This is a genomic window from Rhodococcus sp. IEGM 1305, assembly GCF_030058635.1.
In the GTDB taxonomy this organism is placed as follows: Bacteria; Actinomycetota; Actinomycetes; order Mycobacteriales; family Mycobacteriaceae; genus Rhodococcus_F; species Rhodococcus_F opacus_D.
Genome location: NZ_JASHKX010000017.1, coordinates 77,266 through 93,378, shown reverse-complemented (window position 1 = coordinate 93,378; position 16,113 = coordinate 77,266). Strand labels below are relative to the sequence as shown.

At 64.9% G+C, this 16,113-nt stretch carries 11 protein-coding genes; 7 read left to right on the top strand and 4 right to left on the bottom strand.

The window, feature by feature from the left end:
- Nucleotides 1–367: 367 nt before the first annotated feature.
- On the top strand, nt 368–1,738 hold the full coding sequence (locus QM693_RS22435) for an MFS transporter (RefSeq protein ID WP_283331634.1): 1,371 nt from the start codon (nt 368–370) through the stop codon (nt 1,736–1,738).
- Nucleotides 1,739–1,957: 219 nt separating this feature from the next.
- Here the strand turns inward: QM693_RS22435 and QM693_RS22430 are convergent, their stop codons facing one another.
- Nucleotides 1,958–3,619: a hypothetical protein gene (locus tag QM693_RS22430; RefSeq protein WP_283353468.1), complete on the bottom strand. Its 1,662-nt coding sequence runs from the start codon at nt 3,617–3,619 to the stop codon at nt 1,958–1,960.
- Between the two features lie 891 nt (nt 3,620–4,510).
- Here QM693_RS22430 and QM693_RS22425 point away from each other — a divergent pair.
- From QM693_RS22425 to QM693_RS22410, 4 genes are all read left to right on the top strand, one after another.
- Complete coding sequence (locus QM693_RS22425; RefSeq protein WP_283353467.1) at nt 4,511–4,888, top strand: serine recombinase; 378 nt, start codon at nt 4,511–4,513, stop codon at nt 4,886–4,888.
- A gap of 737 nt (nt 4,889–5,625) precedes the next feature.
- Entirely contained in the window at nt 5,626–5,751 is a 126-nt protein-coding gene (locus QM693_RS22420) for a hypothetical protein (protein ID WP_283331631.1), read from the top strand.
- A gap of 889 nt (nt 5,752–6,640) precedes the next feature.
- The gene (locus QM693_RS22415; RefSeq protein WP_283331606.1) at nt 6,641–6,901 is read left to right on the top strand and encodes a hypothetical protein; all 261 of its coding nucleotides are present in this window, start codon (nt 6,641–6,643) and stop codon (nt 6,899–6,901) included.
- 510 nt (nt 6,902–7,411) lie between these two features.
- Nucleotides 7,412–8,905 carry an MDR family MFS transporter gene (locus QM693_RS22410; protein ID WP_283353466.1) on the top strand — a complete coding sequence of 498 codons (1,494 nt, stop codon included), beginning with the start codon at nt 7,412–7,414 and terminating at the stop codon, nt 8,903–8,905.
- Between the two features lie 717 nt (nt 8,906–9,622).
- On the opposite strand, the gene QM693_RS22405 is transcribed toward QM693_RS22410, so the two are convergent.
- The 3 genes from QM693_RS22405 to QM693_RS22395 form a co-directional block, all read right to left on the bottom strand.
- Nucleotides 9,623–11,329 (bottom strand): DEAD/DEAH box helicase, encoded by a 1,707-nt coding sequence (locus QM693_RS22405; RefSeq protein WP_283353465.1) that lies wholly within the window; start codon nt 11,327–11,329, stop codon nt 9,623–9,625.
- Nucleotides 11,330–11,963: 634 nt separating this feature from the next.
- The gene (locus QM693_RS22400) at nt 11,964–13,190 is read right to left on the bottom strand and encodes an NAD(P)/FAD-dependent oxidoreductase (RefSeq protein WP_283353464.1); all 1,227 of its coding nucleotides are present in this window, start codon (nt 13,188–13,190) and stop codon (nt 11,964–11,966) included.
- Nucleotides 13,191–13,270: 80 nt separating this feature from the next.
- Nucleotides 13,271–13,531 (bottom strand): acyl-CoA-binding protein, encoded by a 261-nt coding sequence (locus tag QM693_RS22395; protein ID WP_283332312.1) that lies wholly within the window; start codon nt 13,529–13,531, stop codon nt 13,271–13,273.
- Nucleotides 13,532–13,776: 245 nt separating this feature from the next.
- Between QM693_RS22395 and QM693_RS22390 the strand changes: the two genes are divergently transcribed.
- Nucleotides 13,777–15,099 carry a class I SAM-dependent methyltransferase gene (locus tag QM693_RS22390; RefSeq protein ID WP_283353463.1) on the top strand — a complete coding sequence of 441 codons (1,323 nt, stop codon included), beginning with the start codon at nt 13,777–13,779 and terminating at the stop codon, nt 15,097–15,099.
- Between the two features lie 94 nt (nt 15,100–15,193).
- Complete coding sequence (locus QM693_RS22385; protein ID WP_283353462.1) at nt 15,194–16,111, top strand: alpha/beta hydrolase; 918 nt, start codon at nt 15,194–15,196, stop codon at nt 16,109–16,111.
- Nucleotides 16,112–16,113: the final 2 nt, after the last annotated feature.

Sequence of the window (16,113 nt, the reverse complement as noted above, 5' to 3'; positions counted from 1 at the left end):
CACAGGTTCTGCCCGAGATTCTGGCACCGTGAACCGACAGTGTTGCGACCACCGCTTGAATGCGCCGTACTCTCAGTTTTGACCCCCTGCGCACTGCTTGACGCGAGTCGAGTCGGGGGAGACGAAGGATGTGGAAGATTGGGCTGAGATTCGTCGTCTGCTTCGCAGGGAAGAGTTGCCGATTCAGGTGGGACAGTCTTCCTGTCTATGTCGACGACCGTGATCGCCGCCTGCCAGGGCTTGCGCCGGGTGTTGTTCGCTGATCCTTCCGGTGCCCTGACTGTGTGGTGACGAACCGGGACCGAATTGACACCGTCCCTAGGGCGACTCGCCCAGGCGTGGGAGGTCGATCCGTTATCGTCTACGGATGAGCGATGACGCGACTCCGTCCAGTCCAACCCGCGCTCCGACGAGCACCCGGCGGGCGGTGCTCAACACGATGAAGGGCTCGGCAGGAAACCTCGTCGAGTGGTACGACGTGTACATCTACACGGTCTTCGCCACGTACTTCGAGGCGCAGTTCTTCGACGAGAACGACGCCAACTCCACGCTCTACATATACGCGATCTTCGCGGTCACCTTCGTCATGCGACCGGTGGGGTCCTGGTTCTTCGGCCGGTTCGCCGACCGTCGTGGCCGCAAGTCCGCCCTGATGCTCAGCATCACCATCATGTCATCGTGCTCCTTCGTGGTGGCGGTCATGCCGACGCGCGAAATCATCGGGTATTGGGCGGCGGTGGTTTTGGTCCTCGCTCGGCTTGTGCAGGGATTCGCCACGGGTGGGGAGTACGGCACCTCGGCGACGTACATGTCCGAAGCGGCGACCGCGAATCGGCGCGGCTTCTTGTCGTCTTTCCAGTACGTGACCCTCGTGGGCGGCCACGTGCTCGCGCAGTTCACGCTCCTGATCGCGCTCAGCGTTCTCGATGTCGAGGCGTTGGAGGATTGGGGATGGCGGATCGGCTTCTTCATCGGCGGCATAGCCGCACTGGTCGTGCTGTGGATTCGGCGTTCGATGGACGAGTCGCTCAGCGAGTCGCATCTGAAGGCCATCCGTGCGGGTGAGGACCGGACGGCGGGTTCCTTGACGGCGTTGTTCACCAAACACTGGCGTCCGCTGCTGCTGGTGTTCCTCATTACCGCGGGTGGCACGGTCGCGTTCTACACCTACAGTGTCAACGCGCCGGCGATTGTGAAATCCACCTTCGGGGCCGACAATGCGCTGACGGCAACGTGGATCAACCTGCTGGGGTTGATCTTTCTGTTGCTGCTGCAGCCGATCGGCGGCCTCGTCAGCGACCGCGTCGGGCGCAAGCCGCTGCTGATCTTCTTCGGTGTGGGTGGTGTCCTCTACACCTATGTGCTGCTCACCTTCCTTCCGCAGACCACCTCGCCGCTGATGGCGTTCGCGCTGGTCGCGGTCGGCTACGTCATCCTCACCGGGTATACCTCGATCAACGCGATCGTGAAGGCGGAGCTGTTCCCCGCCGACATCCGTGCCTTGGGTGTGGGCCTGGGATATGCGCTCGCGAACTCCATCTTCGGCGGTACGGCGCCGGTGCTTTTCCAGGCGTCAAAGTCGGCCGGTCACGTCGGTTGGTTCATCTTCTATGTGACGGTAGTGATCGGGGTCAGCTTGCTGGTCTACATCTTCGGGCTGAAGAACAAGGCGGTCACGGTGCTCGATCGCGAGCAGGGGAGCGCTTGGGGCGTGCCCGTGTCTTCAGGTCCCCGCTGAGCTGATTCCCGCGGTCCGGGTTCCGGGAGATCGGTGACGGCAGTGCTGGCCCGTGCTGGCCGAATAAGTGCCCGGCCGGCGCACCGAGCCGCTCGGTTGAAAATGGCAGCAGTTTGCGAATGGCAGTCCCTGCTCGTGGCGGAAAGAAACAGCCGCGAGTGTCGCGCCGGAACCTCTCGGTCGCCATCGTGCCCCGTGCAGGTGTCCTGAAGGTCGGGTCTATTCTGATTCTGGACGGGACGACCGACTCGCCATCACCGGCGGTGAGATGGACGGTCCGAAGTCGGAAAGGTTGTTGGCCTCTAGGCACTCTCGCAGAGTAGGCGTCATTTCGCGGCGAGGCGGAGCTGTGCGCCACAGGTCCGTCTCGAATGGGAAGATGGATTCGCGCCGTCGACGTTCGAGATCCTTGACAGGCTTCACGGCGGGCGAGGCCAGCGGCGGCGAGACCGGTCTCGGTATCGTCAGTGTCCCGGAGGGGCGACGACGTGCGACACCCTCGAGTAGGGCGACAGCGCCGATCGCGGTGACAACCGCCACGGTGAGCCCCCAGCGCTGTAAATCCTCCAGCGATGCCGCGCCGGCCGCGTGAAGCGACGTCGCGAACAGCGCACCGGCGGCCGCGACCGCAACGAGCGTGGACCGCCGGTCTCGGGCGGAGGCGGCAGCGTGGTGCAGGAGACTGCTTTCAGCACTGTCACACAGCTTACCGAGATCGGTATGTAGGAGAGCGATCTCGTCGGCGGTGCGGTGGACCAGCGTTGATCGAAGGTGTGTCGATGCGATCCGTGGCGGGCATCGATGTGCACTGGTGAGATGTGTTTGCAGAAGCCGTGTCTCGATCATCCGTGTGCGGGCCGCCGCGATGTCGCCGAGGCCCGCGAGCCCGCCGCGTTCGCACAGGTGGCGGCGGTTGCGCAGGAGCGATAGTACGCGGCGGTGGTCCGCCGAGTGCTGGGCGCGGAGGGCGACCCAGCCGATGAGGCCGTAGAGCATGTTACGGGTGCCCCGATCGAGGTAGTCGGGACTGGTAGCGGTGGCGCCGAGGTCGACGGCGAGGACGCGGGCGTCCTCGCGAATCGCGATCCCTGACCCCGGACGCCACGGCCTGTCGGTGAGCGGGGCCCGGTGCCAGCGTAATAGTCCACGGTAGGAGGGGGACGCGGCTTCCGTGCAGGGTGTGGTGCTCGGTTCGTCGACCAGTCGCCGTACCGTATCGACCCCGTCGGTGTGGACCTCGATGACCAGGCCCTCGACGGTGTCGCGATCGGTCCGGGGAGGGCTGTGCATTGTCAGGCTGCGCAGCCGTCGGTAGACCTCGGATCTGGGCAGTCGGGTGTCCAGTCGCGGGAATACGTCGATCGGGCTCGCCTCGGGCGTCAGTCCGAAGGGTCGAAGAAATGCTTCGATGGCGGTCCAGAATTCGGGGCTACCGTCGCCGCGGAGCGGGTCATGATGTCGGTCGATCAGACCGCCGGTGCGGTCGGGGGCAAGTTCCTCGCAGGCCAATACGAGTCCGTTGCCAGGAACCTCCCACAGTGACAGGCACGTTGCCGGTGGGCCGACGTACGGGCGTTGCGGGCTGTCAGGCGCGCGCTGGTTATCGAGTGCGATGCCGAAGGTTATCGGTGGACTGCTGCGGTCGACGATGTGTCGGAACGCCAGCAACTGTGCGTGGGGTCCATCGTCTCCGGTGGTGGTGGGGGCGCTGATGCGGGCAGGCAGGAACGGTTCGACATAGTCGACCGCGGGAACCGGGACCGGGTCGGCGCTTTCGGCGATATCCAACGGCAGCAGGATGACCCGCAACGTTGCCTGGCGTTTCCTCGACGACAGTGAGGTCGGGTCAGGCCGTCGGGTGACGAGTCCCGGACGATTCATTTCTGTTTCATAGTTTCTCGACGGTCCGGCACTGCTGTGCCGACCCTGAGGGTCGGCACAGGAGACAGTGATCTCGCCGGATGTTGTGTGAGTTGCTCTTGTCTCGCTCAGCCTGACTTCTTGGGAAACATGTCGTCCCGGCCGGGAGCGGCCGGGACGACATGCCAGAGGCCGGAAGTTGGCCCCCCGATCAGGTGGTCACACGCAGGGCGAACCGAGAACTTATGGCGTGTCTCCATTGAACTTGTCAGGGTCGTGTGAGTCTTGTTCGCTCCTATAGGAAATCGGAAGAGTGCAGCGGTGATATCGTCACGCCGAGCCGGTCTCTTCCGGGCTGCTCCTTCTGCTGTGGGCGCGGGTCAGGCTTTTTGGCTGTATTCCCGGGCAATATCGTCAATCCTCAGGCAGTGAAGAGGGTGGCGTGGTGTGTTGATGTCAGTTATCCTTCAGCTCTTACGCTTTCGGTCGAATTGGGTCGACTCGAGGGCCCTCTCTCGCTTCTCCGCTCGGCGCTCCTTGAGGGTACGTGCAGACTGTTTCGAACTCTTGACGGCGGATTTGTCAGCCATTGTCGGTCCTTTCCGAATCGGCAACCGCGAACTGGCTTCGACCATACCCAACAAAAGAAATAAGTCCAGTTCAGCGGCCGATATGGGGCGGCTCAAGTACAGGCGGGTCGTGACGGCGGGGTCGGTTGGAGCATCGTCACCGGGTTGTACCTCCTATTGGAGATGCTCTACGTCTCAGTAGCGTGCACCCCGATTTTCCTGCAGTGGCAGTCAGAGCTTCCGAGGTGCAAGGCGCGCAGTAAATTTCACGAAGCTTGCGTATTTCCTGCCGATGGCTATGGTGCAGGGCAGCGTTAGTGGCATCTATCTGGAGGACTGAAATGTGAGTGCAGCTACCGATCGTCAGTGGGCGGTTCGTGACGCTGTTCTGCGTTGGCTTCTAGCGAAGACAGCGGGGGGCTATCGCAGCCCGATTCTAGACGCGGATGCCATCGGAGCAGAAGTCGGGTGGGTGGCCTCGGCGCTCACCCACGACGAAGTGTCCGACGCCTCGATGTTTCTCTTCAAGGAGAACTTCCTGACAGGCGTGCCGGTAATGGGGATCGGGATTCCACGACCGATGCTGACTGTTGCCGGCCGTCGGGTGGCCAAGACCGGCAAACCTCTGAGGTCCAAGGACGACGCCCACGAAGTGAAGTTGCGCCAGCGTCTGGCGGCCCCGCTTGGGCAGGCATCCGTGACGACGGCGGTAGTGAAATAAATGAGAGAACGACTCGGCCGGTCAACCGTTGGGCTCTGCACCGTCGTCGGGGCACGTTGCGCCGACACCGACGAGGTCACCAGTCCGGTGGTCCCCTGCGGTAGGTGTCCGCGTACGCGCACCCTGCGGCGCGAAGGGCAGACCGCATCGGTCGATTCTTCATAGTTTGAGTTTCGGTACGGCGTGGCCCGTATGTCGGCGACGTGCGGCAGAGATTCATTGGCACGAAATCTAGAGCAATAGCAGGATTCACTGGAATGCTATTGGGGGAGTAGGTGCTCCGGAGGTCGTAGTGTGGGTGCTGGACGGATCGGTCGATGGCGGGCAGAGCGGCTCACAGTTTCGCCGGTCCGTCGCCGTTCCCGCGTTCGTGGGTGGGCACGTTGTTCTGGTGAGGGTGTAACGGCGGCGATGACCCGCGGTCTTCTCGTGGGATGACTGCATGTTCGTCCGTGATCTGACCGATTGCACTCGGAGCCAACCAACTGATTCTAGACGAAGGCGGGAATCGTCCACCATGAGTACGACATCCGACCACAGGGCAGCGTCGACCCTCGCCGGTGCCGGGTCGATCAGTATCGCGGAGATCAAAGTTCCTACCCGCCGCGATCTTCGCTGACGACAGCGTCACCTCTTCGCCCTCGTTGCCGAGCTATGCCGGATGCGCGAATTATGCTATACCACATAATGATCCGCACCCGGACCCATATTGGTCCACCCCGAGGAGGGCCTGTCCCGTGAACCTCAATGTCGCCCTACTGTTCCTCGTCCTCGCCGGCGGAATCGGTGGCACCGCCGCCATCCAGGCCGCGTTGCGCCGTTCAGCCGACCACGGTCGGCGCGTGTTCCATGTCGACGGCTGATCAACTTTCTCGGCTTCAAGCTCGCCAGGGTCGAGAAGGGTAGAGGTGGTGGCCCTAGAAGTTGTACCACTCGATCGTGGGTGCCGATCGGGCGTCCTGTACGGAGAAGTCATCGCGCCCTCCAGCAGTATGACCGGGAGTGGGTCCGCTGGTTCAACGCGGACCGATTGCTCTCATCGATCGACCACTTGTCGCCGATCGACTACGAGACGCGCCGCCGTGGACAGTGCCCCATCGCTACCTCCATCCCGGAGGTGGCCTGAACGACGTCTCCACTCGACCGGGGTCGTTCTGGAGGGTAGGTCCGCATAGCTTGGATGGAGTGGATGGATGGATGGAGAGAGAGAGGCGAGGACGGGAATCGAACCCGCGTATTCAGCTTGGGAAGCTGATGTTCTGCCATTGAACTACATCGGCGCACGATATTGGGCGCGCGTAAGCAGGCCCAACACCCTGCGGCGGAAACATTAGTCGCCCACTGACCGGCAGGGATCACGAAGAGGATCCAGCGGATCAACGCCCGCGCCGGGGGACGCTGGACTCTCCCGCAGCGGTGTTGCCGGGCCCGATCCTGCTGGTTACGCCGCCATAGTGCCGCCGCGAGGAGCGCGCGGGCAGCGGGGGAGAGCACCCCTGGCCGATACATGACCCCTACAGGGAGGATCAACGGCGGGTCCATGGCGCGGGCAACGACACCCGACTCGCCGGCATTGTCGACGACTGCCCTGGGCACCCACGCCATTCCGGCACCGGCGGCGACCAGCGGTACGCTCGCTTGGCGATGCGCTGTGACGACACCGAGCGTTGTCCGCCGTGATGCGCGGCGTAACGCGGACTCCACCGCGACCCGCCCTAGCGCGCCGCCGGTCACCGCGATCACCGGTAGGTCGTGAATCTGGTCGAATGGCAGGGGGTCGGGGAGACCCTCGGCGATCTCACGGGGAAGGGCAACGCACAGTTCATCGGTGCCCAGGTTGTGGGTGTCGAGGTCGCGGCGGTCGGCGGGCTCTCCGGAGTCGGCCGGTTCGAGGAAGCCGAACCCCAGCTCGACGGTTCCGTCGCGCACTGCCGTGGCTACGTCGGTCTCGGACCGGTACTCCCTGATCCGGACGGTCACCTCGCCGTAGGCCCGCCTCAGGTCACCGATTAGTTTGGGGAGCGGCGACTCGTACTGGCCTCCGGTGGTGCCGACGTCGACGTGTCCGCCGTGGAGACCTGAGAGTTCGGCAACGGACGCCGGTGCGGTGGCCCCATCCCGGAGCAGTCGTCGGGCGGGATCGACCGGTGCCGCACCCACAGGTGTAGGGAGGGTCGGACGTCGCGAGCGCCGTTGTCGTCGCGCTGAGTGTGGCCCGTGGCTATTCAGACGCCGCCCCGAGGCCGTGAGTAGTAGGAGCTCCGAGGCGAGGAAGCGCGAATGATCTTGGTGCGCATGGAAAGGAGATGCTGGCGCCGTTCAATTATGCAGCGAAGACCAGCGAGCGGGCCCACCAATCTCACCGTCCGCCGAGCTGTGCGGCCGGCGCGCCGCGTCGCCCGAAGTGAGCACGGAAAAAACATTTGGCGGCGGAACTGGGGGTCGGTAGATTCGGTGGCTGCCCTGCTTCTGTTCCGTCGTTCGCCGGGATGTCCCCAGTTCCCACCACCCGAAAGGTCCACCGTGACCGAACCTACTGGCCTCGTGAACGACGAGGCAAGAGCCGACGACCGAATCGAACGCCGACACCTCCAGGTGATCGGTGTCCTGTTGGTAGCCAGCTTCGTGGTGATCCTCAACGAGACGGTGATGAGCATCGCCATCCCGGTCCTTCAGGTCGAATTGGGCGTACATCCCAGCGTCGGGCAGTGGCTGACGACCGCATTCATGCTCACGATGGCGGTGATCATCCCGCTCACCGGCTATCTCATCCAGCGCATCCCTACGCGCACCTTGTTCGTGCTCGCCATGTCGCTGTTCACGGCGGGAACGCTGATTGCGTTCGCCGCACCCGGCTTCGGTGTGCTGCTGTTCGCCCGCATCGTGCAAGCATCCGGGACAGCCCTCATGCTGCCGCTGCTGATGACGACGATCATGACGCTGGTGCCGCCCGCCCGTCGTGGTGCGATGATGGGCAACATCTCCATTGTCATCGCGGTTGCGCCTGCTCTCGGCCCCACCCTGTCCGGTTTCATCCTCGACCACCTCGGGTGGCGTTGGATCTTCGGATTCGTTGCCCCCATCGCGTTGGTCACATTGGTCCTCGGCGCCCGATTCGTTGTTTCGGTGTCCGAGACGACGAAGGCCCGCATCGACATTCTGTCGATCCCCCTGGCGGTACTCGGATTCGGTGGCCTGGTGTACGGCCTGGTGAGCATCGGCGAATCGGCCCAGGAATCCCCGACGATCCCCGTGTGGGTGCCGTTCCTCATCGGTGCGGCCGCGATGTCCGGGTTTCTCGCCCGACAGTTCCGGCTGCAACGCGAGGACCGGGCCCTGCTGGACCTGCGTGTGTTCGGATACCGCCAGTTCAGCATCTCGGTCGTCGCGATGCTGGTCGGCATGGCAACGATGATGGGCACCTTCATCATCGTTCCCTACTTCGCGCAGTCGGTGATTCACCTCGATCCGTTCGAAACCGGTCTCATCACACTGCCCGGCGGCCTTCTGATGGGTCTGGCGGGTCCGATCGTGGGCCGCGTCTACGACCGGCGCGGTCCTCTCGTGCTGGTCATCCCCGGCTCGATCCTCGTCAGCATCGGAGTGTGGATGCTGACGACGTTGAACACGTCCACCTCATTGTGGTGGCTGCTGTTGTCGAACATGGCACTGTGCCTCGGCCTGGCGGCGACCTTCACACCGCTGATGACGTCGGGATTGGGATCGGTGGCCGCTCACCTGTACGCGCACGGCTCCGCAGTGGTGGGCACGTTCCAGCAGGTGGCCGGCGCCGCCGGTACGGCACTGTTCGTCACTGTAATGACGGTCGTTGCCTCACGATCCGGTCACCCTCACGATTCACCGGACGCCATCGCCGAGGGGGTGCGAATGGTCTTTCTTGTCGCCGGGATCCTCTCATTCGTGCTGATCGCCGCATGCGCCTTCGTGCGCAAACCGGCGAACCCGGTAAATCACGCACACCCTGCATCGGTGGATGCGGCCGCGCAGGGGACCTGAACGGTGGCGCGTGCTGAAGGTGGGCCCCCGAGCCAGTGTTCGAGCCGCCTGGATCGGGTGCGCTTGCCGACTGAGGGTTGCGTCCATGACGATGGTTTACGGACCGGATCCGAATCTGTGCGAGCGCGGCTCGCCCCTGCTTCGCGGACGCTGGAGTGGCGTTGCGGTGCCGGATCGCGGCGTCGTGTTGCGTCGGCTGTTGTGCGAAGTTGGCTTGGGGAGGGCCCTGTCCAGTTGGTGTGGGTGAGTTGTGAGCGGAGGAGGGCGACCGGTGCAATGATCTGGTCTGCTGTGGGCAAGGGTCCATCCGCATTCTCGGGTGTGGCGGTCGAGGGTGTGTGAGATTCGGTTCGCGTGGACGCCTCGACCGTCGGTGGCATCCACGAGGAAGGTGACAGGTTTCTGTGCCCGGGTGTCGGTCACGAACGGTGCCTGCCCGGTAGTGGTGCATCCATCGTCTGTTTCGGTGGCGACGAGGGGGGATCGCAGGGTGGGCGTAGCTGCTGCCGGATACATCGGCAGTGATCGCGCCAGCGCTGCATGAGACGTCCTCGCCTGTTCCCCCGGTTGAGCTGGGCCTTTGAACCCGATCCGGCGGTCCGCCGATGGGTGTGGCTCCCAGTGCTGTCGTGTGTCCACGCGGACACACCTGGCTGAGTGGGGGAATGTACATCCGCTCACTCTCGATTGCAGAAGTCCCTGGTCCAGGCATCATTCCTACTCGAAGATGCTTTCGGGAAGCCAGTCTGCGTCGAACAGCCGGGCGAGGTTTCCGAACCCCCCGAGATCGCCATCGACACTGGCCGATGTCACCATGAGCCGATTGATCATGATCCGAGCCGCCTGCTCCTCCACCGTTCCGGCGGCGAACAGGAGTGACCACGAGCAAACCTGCCCGTCGCGATGCGCACGACCCATCGTTTGGCGTGCGGCAATTCCGGAGTAGCGAGGCTGGTGGAAGAACCCGATGCGACGTGCCGATGAGGCGCGGGAACCGTCGACCATCAACTCGGACGCCTGCAGATTGATCGCAGATGCGGTGTTGAACACCACGACCGGGTTGTGGCCTCGCTGAAATCGAATGCGCTCCGTCTCGAGATCGCCCGCGCCGAAGATGCGGGAGACGCCAATGCCGTGCTCCTCCAAGAGGTTGGCTACCGGGTCGGCGGCCGTGGTGACCAATTCGACGGCGACGAGTACCTGGTAGCCACGTTCGACGTGTGCGGCTACCAGCTCGGCGGTCTGCGGGGCTCGCAGCATGCCTGCCTTCTGCCGGAACCGCATCAGAGCGGCACGGCCGCGGGCGGTGTCGTTCCCCTGGCGGGCGATCCTCATCGCGCTGCGGAACTCACTCCAGTCCTGGTGGTACGCAGCCCATTGTGTGGCGGTGAAGTCGAGTGGCAGGCCGTCGATAGGTGGCGGCCCCCAGGGCGCGTCGCGATGCATCATGACGGGCGGGTCGCAGTCGGTCATCCATTTTCGGACGCGGGTGACGGCCTGATGCTGCAGCCGCTGAGAGCCTTTTGCTTGGTCGTTCCAGTCCCATTTGCCCTTGTCCCACCCGGGAGTCAGGGGTAGGCCATGCTCGACCAGTTTCTTACCGAGATCGGCCCACTCGCCCGGCGGGTCATCGTGCAGTTGCGCGAAAAGCGAAGACAAGTAGGTGTATTCGCCTGGGTGATGACCCGGTGTCGCCGTCACGGTGATGACGAACGGCGCCTTCTCAGGCGTCGCGGAGAGACGGTTGATGCGCCGCTGGTACTGGGTGCGCTGGGCCGTGAGGTGCCTGAATTGCTGTGCCTCGTCATTGATGATGAGGGAGAAGGAGTACTTCGGTTGGCCGTTGCGTCCGAGTAACTTCTTGAGCTGGTCCGGGGAGATGATCAGCCACCGATAGCCTCCGTCGCCGAACGCAGCGAGGGCGTCGCGCCACGCGGCGATGGTGATCTGGGCCGGCCGGTCCACGGTGATGAGTACGGTGTCGCCGCCCCCTAATTTCAGCGCAGCTTTCGCGCCGAGGATTGCGCTGCCGGTCTTGCCTACACCGGGCTCGTCGGCCAACAGGAATCCGCGCTTGCCGTGGTGAAAGGCCGTCGCGATCGCCTTCGCGGCGTCCACCTGTTCGGGCCGCGGTATCTTGTGGAAACCAGTAGCGCCCGGTTGCCGCACGCCGTTGAAGTCCTCTTCGACCCAGCGAGCGTACGAGTACGGTTTCGACGCGTAGACGGTGAGTTCGTCAGGCAATTGAGTGCCGATGTAGGCATATGCTTTGAGCGCTTTGTAGTACTTGGCACCGGGCGCGGATGCCCGATAAGGGACATCGAGGATCCAGATCCGCTCCCCGTGCCCCGGGGTGGGTATCAGCGGCGCGGCGCTGGCTCGTCTGGGCTTGGAGCGTCGCTGGGTGGTCTTCCGTGCGGCCATGAGTGCAGGCTATTCCCCAGGCGGATCGTCGGGGTCGACGACGTCGTCTGCGGCGGATGCGGTTGCGACCGCCGCGGCGGCTGGCACCGAGGAATCGCGGGCTGTCGCGGCGGGCGCGGGGCCCGGTGCAGGGCGATTATGTATGTCGATGGTCTCCACAACCTCAGGTTCGGCGGATGGTTCCACTGCTCTCGGCGCTGCTGTCGGGGATGTTGAGGCAATCGCCTTCGTCATGCAGCCCGACCAGGCGTCGCGTTCGGCGGGCCCGGGACAACGCCCGCCCAGGCGGTTCGTGCGCCTGCTCAGCAAGGCGGCGAATGTACCTGCACCCCGTATCTCGTCGTAGAAGGGGCTGTCGGACTGTCTCATTGGCCTTGCCCTCGCCTGTGGTAGGGGTCCTGTCTGTGCCTATTGACCTGTTTCGGTGGCCGTCCGCTGCGGCTGGCGCTGCAGGTGGCACATATCAGTTGTGCACGAATAGATGGTGCACGCTACATGTTGAGATGGACTTGGCCGAAGGAGGCATCGCCGGGTGTAGTGAGATGGCGAGAGGTCGTGGCCTGGCGGGCGACCGGCAGGGCGGTCGTGTCGTCGTCACCGATGTGGTCGACGACCTCGACCGCCGATCTGAAAGTCATTGTCCGGGATCAGGTCGCGCCTGCAGCGCCGGCGCGGCGGCGGCCAGCAGCGCGTCACGGTCTCGGTTCAACGGGGGATAGATGCGTTGGGTGTTGATGGTGACCTTGGTGGCTTTGGCTCGCGCGCCGCGCGACACCACCTGTCGATCCCACCCCTCGGTGTACACCGCTCCCGCCGGTCCCAGGTCGAGAATCGTTGCGTACCAGGGGATCCGGAGCGGGAGCATCGCCTCCCCGAGTAGATCGCTGATGACGTTGTATCCCGCGTAGCGGCCCATCGGTCGCCCGTGCTGGCACGACATCACCGACAGGTGGTCCTCGTCCACCCTTGCCGCGGCGACGTCGCCGGCGGCGAATACCTCGGGCGAGCCGATCACCCGCAGATAGTCGTCGACCGGCAGGCGACCGAGCCGGTCGTGCTCGGCACCGAGTTGTGCGGTCAGCGGGTTCGCCCGCATGCCCGCGCACCAGACGACGGTGCCCGCGGCCAGCACCTCTCCGGAGGAAAGCGTCACGCCGTGCTCGTCGACAGCGGCGACACCGACACCCGTCCTCGTCTCGACGCCGTTGTCGGACAAAGCCGCTTCGATCACCGGTCGCGCCGATGCCCCCATGTCGGAACCGACGTAGGGGTTGTGGTCGATCAGCACCACCCGTGGTTCGACGTTGCGTCCTGCGAATACCTTCGCCAGCATTCCGGGCAACTCGGACGCCGTTTCGATGCCCGTAAGGCCGGCGCCGACCACCACCGCGGTCGCCGCGCCCGCGTCCGCTCGGCCGCCGGACAGCGTGGCCAGGTGGCGCTGTAGCTTCATTGCGCCGTCGTAGGTGTCCACGTCGAAGCCGAATTCCCGCAAACCGGGGATATCGGGCTTCGCCACCCGACTGCCCAGCGCCATGACCAAGCGGTCGTACCTCTGCGTGAATTGTGCCCCGTTACCCGAAACGGTGACGCTGTGCGCCGCGGTGTCGATCGCCGTCACCTCGGCGGCGATGTGCCCGACGGCGACCGGGTCGAGCACGTCGCTCAGTGGAATGCGGCAAGCGCTCAGGTCTGCCTCGTAGTTGCGGACCCGGATGTCGTGGAACGGCTGCGCACTGATCACCGTGACATCGACGGTGCCCGCCGCATCGAGTTCGTCGAGCCGCCGCGCAGCCCCCAGCGCGGCCCACAAGCCGGCGAATCCCGAGCCGAGGACGAGGACGCGCTTGGAATCCGTCACACCGCCATCGTGCCAGGTCTGCGCCGGGGCGACCGCTGGATCACGCGCGATCGGGCAGCACCGGACCGGAACGCCCGAACTCAGCCCTGCGTGAGCCGGGCCACCAGGTCGATGTAGCTCTGCTTGGCATCGGCGCTGCTCGTACCCGCCACCTTGGCCCAGGCGTCGTACTTGGCGCGGTTGACCATGTCGAACCGACCGGGCCGCTTGCCTTCGACATCGCCCTTCGACCCCTGCTTGAACAGCGCGTACAGCCGCAGCAGCTCATCGTTGGCCGGCCGCGAGGTGAGCTTCGTGACGTTCTCCTGCGCATCGGCGAACGCCTGATCCAGATCCGACATGGGCACCCCTGGCTCTCGGGCGAACTCTTCGACGCAATCGTAACGCCCGGAGCCGATGGCGTCTGATCCGTTCGGGCCGCCCATCCGATGACGGCGAGTCGGGGTTCGAGAAACAGGATGTCCCGAGCGGGAGTTGGTGTGAAGGTGTGCGGCGACGGGGGTTCCATCGATATGGTCGACGGGCGAGTCAGGTGAACTGAGCAGCCGCAGTGGTGGTGGGACCCCAAACTTCGACGGAGGTGTGTATGACGGTCGCTGACACGGTGGCGCCGCTGGTTCGCGCGGTGGTGGGGGAACAGGTCCCGGTAGGAATCCGGTGTTGGGACGGTAGTCGCAGTGGTCCCTCGGACGCGCCGTGGCAGGTGCACATCGTCAATCGGCGTGGTCTGCGGCGGTTGCTGTGGGCGCCCAACGACCTCGGTTTCGCGCGGGCCTACGTGTCCGGCGACATCGACATCGAGGGTGACCTGCTCGCTGGGCTGGACGTGTTGGAGCAGGTGTCGGACCCGACGAGGGGCCCCGGCGTACGGATAGACAGGCAGACGAAGAAGGCGCTGGCGACAGCGGCGCTACGTCTGGGGATCATCGGCCTCCCACCGAAACCACCGGCCGAGGAGATGAAACCGGCGCGCGGGCACCGGCACGACAAGGAGCGTGACGCCGCCGCGATCAGCCACCACTACGACGTCGGCAACGACTTCTATCGACTCGTGCTCGGCGAGTCGATGACCTACTCGTGCGCGTACTGGGCGGAGCCGAGCGACGATCTGGACGCAGCCCAATATGCCAAATGCGATCTGGTGGCCCGCAAGCTCGGCCTGACCGCGGGGATGCGGATCCTCGACGTCGGCTGCGGGTGGGGAACCTTCGCGCTGCACGCGGCACGTCACTACGGAGTGCACGTCGTCGGTGTCACCCTGTCCCAGGAGCAGGCGGACTACGCCGCCAAACGGATGGTCGACGCGGGCGTGGGGGAGTTGGTGCAGATCCGAGTCCAGGACTACCGCGACGTCACAGACGGCCCCTACGACGCGATCTCGAGCATCGGCATGGCCGAGCACGTCGGCGTCGCGATGCTGGCAACCTACGCCGCGGACCTGTTCGCGTTGCTACGCCCGCAGGGGCGGCTGCTCAACCACGCGATCTCGCGGCGACCACGCAAACCCGCCGCCACGTTCTCCAAAACGTCCTTCATCGATCGCTACGTGTTCCCCGACGGAGAAATCGAACCACTCGCGACGATGATCGAGGCGCTCGAAGGGGCCGGTTTCGAGGTGCGCGACGTCGAGTCGCTGCGCGAGCACTACGCGCTGACCCTGCGGGCCTGGGTGGGGAACCTGGAGGCGAACTGGGACGAGGCGGTGGCCTACAGCAGCGCCGGGCGGGCCCGGGTGTGGCGGATGTACATGGCCGGCGCGGCGTTGGCGTTTGCGGCGAATCGGCTCGGGATCAACCAAGTTCTGGCAGTTAAATCCTCCGATCGGGGTGACAGCGGCATGCCCGGCACCCGTGCCGAACTCTTGCAACAATCTGTACCGATACAATCTCCGTCGGCTCGCGAACACTGAAAACCGTTCAGAAGCACTGAATTCGCGTTCGGTGTGTGCCGAGCGCTGCGCGGTAAACAGTGTGGTGATGAGACCCCGACGGTGAGGAGGGCGCGTGCGGTTCGCGCTGGACTATTTGCTGGCTGACGTGCCCGCGGAGCAGGTCGAGGAAGCTCGGGGTTTCTACACCTCGAGGGCAGCAGGCCGTGGCCCCCGCACCCCCGAGGAGTTGAGGGAAGTACGGGCGAGGCGGTCCGCTCCTTCTCCCGCCGATCCACCGGCGATCGAAGAGATGGTCGAAGCCGCGGGAGCGCATGTCCCGGTGAGGATCTCTACCCCCACCGGCGGTCGAGCGCGGGGCGTCTACCTCGACATACACGGCGGCGGCTTCTACATGGACTCCGCGGCGCGCGACGACGTGCGTAACCGTGAGCTCGCTGACGCTCTCCGCATCGCCGTCGTCAGCGTCGACTACCGGCTGGCACCCGAGCACCCGTGGCCGGCCGCACCCGATGACTGTGAAGCGGCGGCGCTCTGGCTCGTCGAACACGCCGATGCCCGCTTCGGATCATCCCGACTGGCGATCGGCGGGCGATCGGCGGGAGCGACACTCGCGATGGCAACTCTGCTCCGGCTGCGGGACCGGGGGGCCGTCGACGGGTTCACCGGCGCCGCACTCCAATTCGGCACCTTCGACTCGAGCGCGCAGACTCCGGCCGGACGTCGGATCGCCGACGAATACTTCATCCAGGCCTACGCCGGCCATGTGGAAGATCGCACTGCTCCAGACATCTCTCCTCTCTACGGCGACCTCCACGGCCTTCCCCCGGCGCTGCTGGTCGTCGGAAGCAAGGACGTGTTGTTGGAAGACAACCTCGCGATGGCAGGCCGGCTCTCCGCCGCCGGCAATGACGTCGAGCTCCGGATCTATCCCGACGCGCCCCACGGGTTCACGGGCCACCCCACGGCAATGGCCGGGACTGCGCTCAGCGGCGTCGAATCATGGCTCCTCGAGCGGCTCGCCCAACCGTAGGA

Excerpts from the sequence above, each read along its gene's own strand:
- QM693_RS22435 (WP_283331634.1), top strand. The coding sequence starts at position 368 with ATGAGCGATGACGCGACTCCGTCCAGTCCAACCCGCGCTCCGACGAGC.
- QM693_RS22430 (WP_283353468.1), bottom strand. The coding sequence starts at position 3,619 with ATGAATCGTCCGGGACTCGTCACCCGACGGCCTGACCCGACCTCACTG.
- QM693_RS22405 (WP_283353465.1), bottom strand. The coding sequence starts at position 11,329 with ATGGCCGCACGGAAGACCACCCAGCGACGCTCCAAGCCCAGACGAGCC.
- QM693_RS22395 (WP_283332312.1), bottom strand. The coding sequence starts at position 13,531 with ATGTCGGATCTGGATCAGGCGTTCGCCGATGCGCAGGAGAACGTCACG.
- QM693_RS22390 (WP_283353463.1), top strand. The coding sequence starts at position 13,777 with ATGACGGTCGCTGACACGGTGGCGCCGCTGGTTCGCGCGGTGGTGGGG.